This window comes from Streptomyces albidochromogenes (genome assembly GCF_005981925.1).
GTDB classification, from domain to species: domain Bacteria; phylum Actinomycetota; class Actinomycetes; order Streptomycetales; family Streptomycetaceae; genus Streptomyces; species Streptomyces albidochromogenes.
Genome location: NZ_VBVX01000426.1, coordinates 1 through 4,545, shown reverse-complemented (window position 1 = coordinate 4,545; position 4,545 = coordinate 1). Strand labels below are relative to the sequence as shown.

The window sequence follows — 4,545 nt, the reverse complement described above, 5'->3', positions numbered from 1 at the left end:
AAGACCTGGGGGGTGCTGTTGGAGTAGTTGTCGACGACGATCAGTTCGTAGCCGTGGTCCAGCAGTTCCACGCAGGCGTGGCTCCCGATGAAACCCGCGCCGCCGGTGACCAGCACGGTCGACGGCGGGTTCCGCCCCCCTCCTTGGCGCGCGGGCGCGCTTCGGGCCGTGGTCATCGCACTCCCGGGCTCGGTGGGGCGGGAGCGCGGACGGGAAGGATCATGGTTGAACGGGCCGCCCGCCCCGAAGCGGGGCGGGCGGGCACGCGTGTGCCGGGCGGGCGGTGTGCACCGTGACATCCGTGGGTTCACGCTGGCTGTGCGTCATGGCAAGACGCTCCTGAACGACTCAGGCGGCGTACGCTGTCGATGTAGAGATATGCCGTATACATACAATTTCAGGCCGATAATCCCCGAAAGTCAAGAGCCGATCCGCGATCGGTGGGGGGAGTGGAGCGAACGAGCGGCTGTGGCCGTGGGGGGCACGGGGGCGCGTACGCCGCCGAAAAGCCACTGGAGACGAGACGAGTCGTCTTGTTATGGTGGGCGCATGGTCTTCTTCTTCTTTCTCTGAGTCCGGGCACGGCCCACGCCGCCGTTTCTGCCGCCCGTAGACACTTCGCACCCCAGGGAAAGACACCATGCGCGCACGCGCCCGTACCTTTGTGCCCGCCGCCGTGGCACAACTGTCCGTCAAGTACGCCACCAAGTCCTACGGCACCCGGACCGTCCTCGACCAGGTCTCCTTCACCGTCCGCCCGGGCGAGAAAGCCGCCGTCATCGGCGAGAACGGCTCCGGCAAGTCCACCCTGCTGCGGCTCCTCGCCGCGGCCGAGGAACCGGACGCCGGAGAAGTCACCGTCAGCTTCCCCGGCGGCACGGGCCACCTCGCCCAGACCCTCGACCTCGACCCGGACCGCACCGTGCGGGACGCGGTCGACCTCGCGCTGAGCGAACTGCGCGCCACGGAGCGCCGGTTGCGCGAGGCGGAGGAGCGCCTCGGTGAAGCGTCGCAGGACGAACTCGCCGCGTACGGCGAGCTGCTGACCGCGTACGAAGAACGCGGCGGATACCAGGCGGATGCCCGCGTCGACGCCGCCCTGCACGGGCTCGGGCTGGCCGGGATCACCCGGGACCGTCCGCTCGGCACGCTCTCCGGCGGCGAGCAGTCGCGGCTCGCGCTCGCCTGCGTGCTGGCCGCCGCCCCCGAACTGCTGCTCCTCGACGAGCCGACGAACCACCTCGACGCGGGGGCCGTGCGCTGGCTCGAAGACCACCTGCGCGCGCACCGCGGCACCGTCGTCGCGATCACCCACGACCGGGGCTTCCTCGAACGCGTCGCCACCACCGTCCTGGAGGTCGACCGGGACTCGGGCACCGTGCGCCGGTACGGCGACGGCTGGCAGGGCTACCGCGCGGCGAAGGCCGCCGCCCGCCGCCGGGCGGAGCTGGAGCACGCCGACTGGCTGCGGGAGGTGGCTCGCACCGAGGAGCTGCTGGAGGCGGCCGGGAAGCGGATGGCCACTACGGGCAAGGACCCGGGGCAGGGCTTCGGCAAGCACCGCCGCTCGCACGAGGCGAAGCTGGGCGGGCAGGTACGGGCGGTCCGGGAGCGGCTGGCTCAACTGCGGCGCGACCCGGTGGCGGCGCCGCCCGAACCGCTGCGGTTCACCGTGGTCCTGCCGGCCGCAGGCGGCGGGCACCCGGTCGGCCGCCCTGCGCCGGGCCCCCGGCCCGGTCCGCCCGGGGCAGGCCCCGTCGCCGTACTCGACGGTGTGGCGGTCGGCGAACGGCTGCGCCTGGACGGGCTGGTGGCGATAGCACCCGGGCAGCGGCTGCTGGTCACGGGGGAGAACGGGGCGGGCAAGACGACGCTGCTGCGTGTCCTCGCGGGTGACCTGGAGCCGGACGCCGGGGCGGTACGCCGCCCCGCCCAGGTCGGCTACCTGGCGCAGGAGCTGCCCGCACGCTCCACGCGGCTCCCGCTGCTCGCCGCCTTCGCGGCCGGGCGGCCGGGGCCGGCGGACGAGTACGCCGAACAGCTGCTGGCGCTGGGCCTGTTCCGCGAGGCGGACCTGCACGTTCCGGTGGCGTCGCTGTCCGCGGGGCAGCAGCGGCGGCTGCAGATCGCGCGCCTGGTGACCCGGCCCGCGGACCTCCTCGTACTCGACGAGCCGACGAACCACGTGGCGCTCGACCTGGTCGAGGACCTGGAGACGGCGCTGGCGGCTTACCCGGGGGCGGTGGTCGCCGTCTCGCACGACCGCGGCTTCCGCGAGCGGTTCCCGGGGGACCGGCTGGAGCTGCGCGGCGGCCGCCGGTGCTGACGGGGCCGGGGCCGAGCCCTGCCCCGGCCCGGGCTCGCGGACTCGGTCGATCCGGGCGGCTTCGAGCGCGACCGTCAGTGCCGCCGACGCGCGTTGAGCCGGGCCGCCTGGCGCGTCAGGTGGTCGCGCTCAGCGAGGTTGGGCGCCTTCCGGGCCGCCTCGGCGTACAGCCGCGCCGCCGTCGCCAGGTCGCCGTCCCGCTCATGGAGGTACGCCGCCACGGCGGTGTGGCGGGGCAGCGAGGCGTCCAGTTCAGCGAGCGCCGCCAGGCCGGCGCGCGGTCCGTCGGCCTGGCCGACGGCCACCGCGCGGTTGAGCCGTACGACCGGGCTGTCGGTCAGGCGCGCGAGCTCGTCGTACCACTCGACGATCTGCACCCAGTCCGTCTCCTCGGCGGTGGGCGCGTCGGCGTGGAGTGCCGCGATGGCGGCCTGGGCCTGGAACTCGCCGAGCCGGTCGCGGGCGAGGGCCGCCTGCAGGACCCCGATGCCCTCGGCGATCAACTTCGTGTCCCAACGGCCGCGGTCCTGCTCGGCGAGCGGCACCAGGCTGCCGTCGGGCGCGGTCCGGGCCGCACGCCGGGCGTGGTGCAGCAGCATGAGGGCGAGCAGCCCCGCCACCTCGGGGTGGTCGAAGGCGGCGGCGAGCTGCCGGGTGAGCCGGATGGCCTCGGCGGCGAGGTCGACGTCGCCGGAGTAGCCCTCATTGAAGACCAGGTACAGGACGCGCAGCACGGTGGCGACGTCGCCGGGCTGGTCGAAGCGCACGCCGGACACGGTGCGCTTGGCCCTGCTGATGCGCTGCGCCATGGTCGCCTCGGGCACCAGGTAGGCCTGGGCGATCTGGCGGGTGGTGAGCCCGCCGACGGCGCGCAGCGTGAGCGCGATCGCGGACGACGGTGTCAGTGACGGGTGGGCGCACAGGAAGTAGAGCTGGAGTGTGTCATCGACGGTGGGCGTGGGCCCTGGCACGGGCTCCTCGTCGACGAGGTCCTCTCGTCGGCGGCGGGCGGCGTCCGCGCGGGTCGCGTCGAGGAACCGGCGCCACGCCACGGTGACCAGCCAGCCCTTTGGGTCTCGCGGCTGGTCGGCCGGCCAGGCGCGGACCGCCTCGACCAGCGCGTCCTGCACGGCGTCCTCAGCCGCCGCGAAGTCGGCTCCGCGGCGGACGAGGACGGCGAGCACGCTGGGCGTGAGGCTCCGGATCAGGGCCTCGTTCACCTGGGTGGTCATTCGGTGATGGTGGGCGGCGCGGTCAGGAACGGGCGCAGTTCGAGCCACTCGTGGATCGGCTTCCCGCCCGCCCCGGGGGCGGCCGACAGCTCGCCGGCGAGCTCGACGGCGCGCTCGTAGCTGTCGACGTCGATCACCATCCAGCCGGCGATGAGATCTTTCGTCTCGGCGAAGGGGCCGTCGGTGACCGGCGGGCGGCCCTCGCCGTCGTACCGGACGAACGTCCCTTCGGGGGCGAGCGCCTGACCGTCGACGAACTCGCCGGTCTTCTCCAGCCGGCCCGCGAAGTCGTTCATGTACTGCACGTGGGCCGAGATCTCCTCGGGTGTCCACTGGTCCATGGGCACGTTGTTGACCGGGGCCGGGGCGCCGCGGTAGTGCTTCAGCAGCAGGTACTTGGCCATCGTGGTTCTCCTCAGTGCTGGTGCGACCCATTCTTGTCGCCTTCACTACAGGGACGGAGCCGGTCGCGCGTTCTCGACATCCGCCGCCGGTTTCTTTTTCGCCTTCCTGAACGACTGGGGTGCGCCGCCTCGCGCTGTCCGGCGCGGTGCGACCGCGCGGCGGAGACCAGGGTGGATGACGGCGGCCGGTCAGGAGACACGCTTGCGTCTGCCACCACGGCGGATCGGCCACTCGGGTTGCGTTGCGGCCGGCACGGGTGCCTTTGAGTTCCACCCGCCTGCTGGCGCGCCGTGCGGAGGGGGCGATCGCTTTACGGTGGTCTGATGCGATCTGTTCCCGAGTGGGCCCTGCTCTCGTCGGGCTGTGCCCCCGTCGTCCTGGTCGGAGGCTGGACGATCGCGGCGCTCCTGGAGGGGCCCGCCTACAATCCCGCCACGCAGACGATCAGCGTCCTGGGGGCCTACGGGGCGGCCGGATTCTGGGTGATGACGGGAGCCTTCCTCGGCCTGGGCGTCTGCCACCTGCTCACGGCCTGGGGGCTGCGCCCGGCCGCGCTCGCCGGGCGTGTGGCGCCTGTCTCTT

5 protein-coding genes are annotated in these 4,545 nt (G+C 73.3%); 2 read left to right on the top strand and 3 right to left on the bottom strand.

The features are described 5' to 3' along the window. A partial coding sequence (locus E2E34_RS31715; protein ID WP_208765397.1) for an NAD-dependent epimerase/dehydratase family protein occupies positions 1 to 176 on the bottom strand: 176 nt, incomplete at its 3' end. A gap of 464 nt (positions 177 to 640) precedes the next feature. Here E2E34_RS31715 and E2E34_RS31710 point away from each other — a divergent pair. Continuing rightward, positions 641 to 2,326, top strand: a complete 1,686-nt coding sequence (locus E2E34_RS31710; protein WP_138905299.1) for an ABC-F family ATP-binding cassette domain-containing protein — start codon at positions 641 to 643, stop codon at positions 2,324 to 2,326. Positions 2,327 to 2,400: 74 nt separating this feature from the next. Here the strand turns inward: E2E34_RS31710 and E2E34_RS31705 are convergent, their stop codons facing one another. Then, positions 2,401 to 3,546: an RNA polymerase sigma factor gene (locus E2E34_RS31705; protein ID WP_138905300.1), complete on the bottom strand. Its 1,146-nt coding sequence runs from the start codon at positions 3,544 to 3,546 to the stop codon at positions 2,401 to 2,403. An 8-nt stretch (positions 3,547 to 3,554) separates the two neighbouring features. After that, positions 3,555 to 3,962 (bottom strand): YciI family protein, encoded by a 408-nt coding sequence (locus tag E2E34_RS31700; protein WP_138905298.1) that lies wholly within the window; start codon positions 3,960 to 3,962, stop codon positions 3,555 to 3,557. Positions 3,963 to 4,286: 324 nt separating this feature from the next. Between E2E34_RS31700 and E2E34_RS31695 the strand changes: the two genes are divergently transcribed. Continuing rightward, positions 4,287 to 4,545 (top strand): DUF998 domain-containing protein (locus E2E34_RS31695; protein WP_138905297.1); only part of this gene is annotated, 259 nt, incomplete at its 3' end.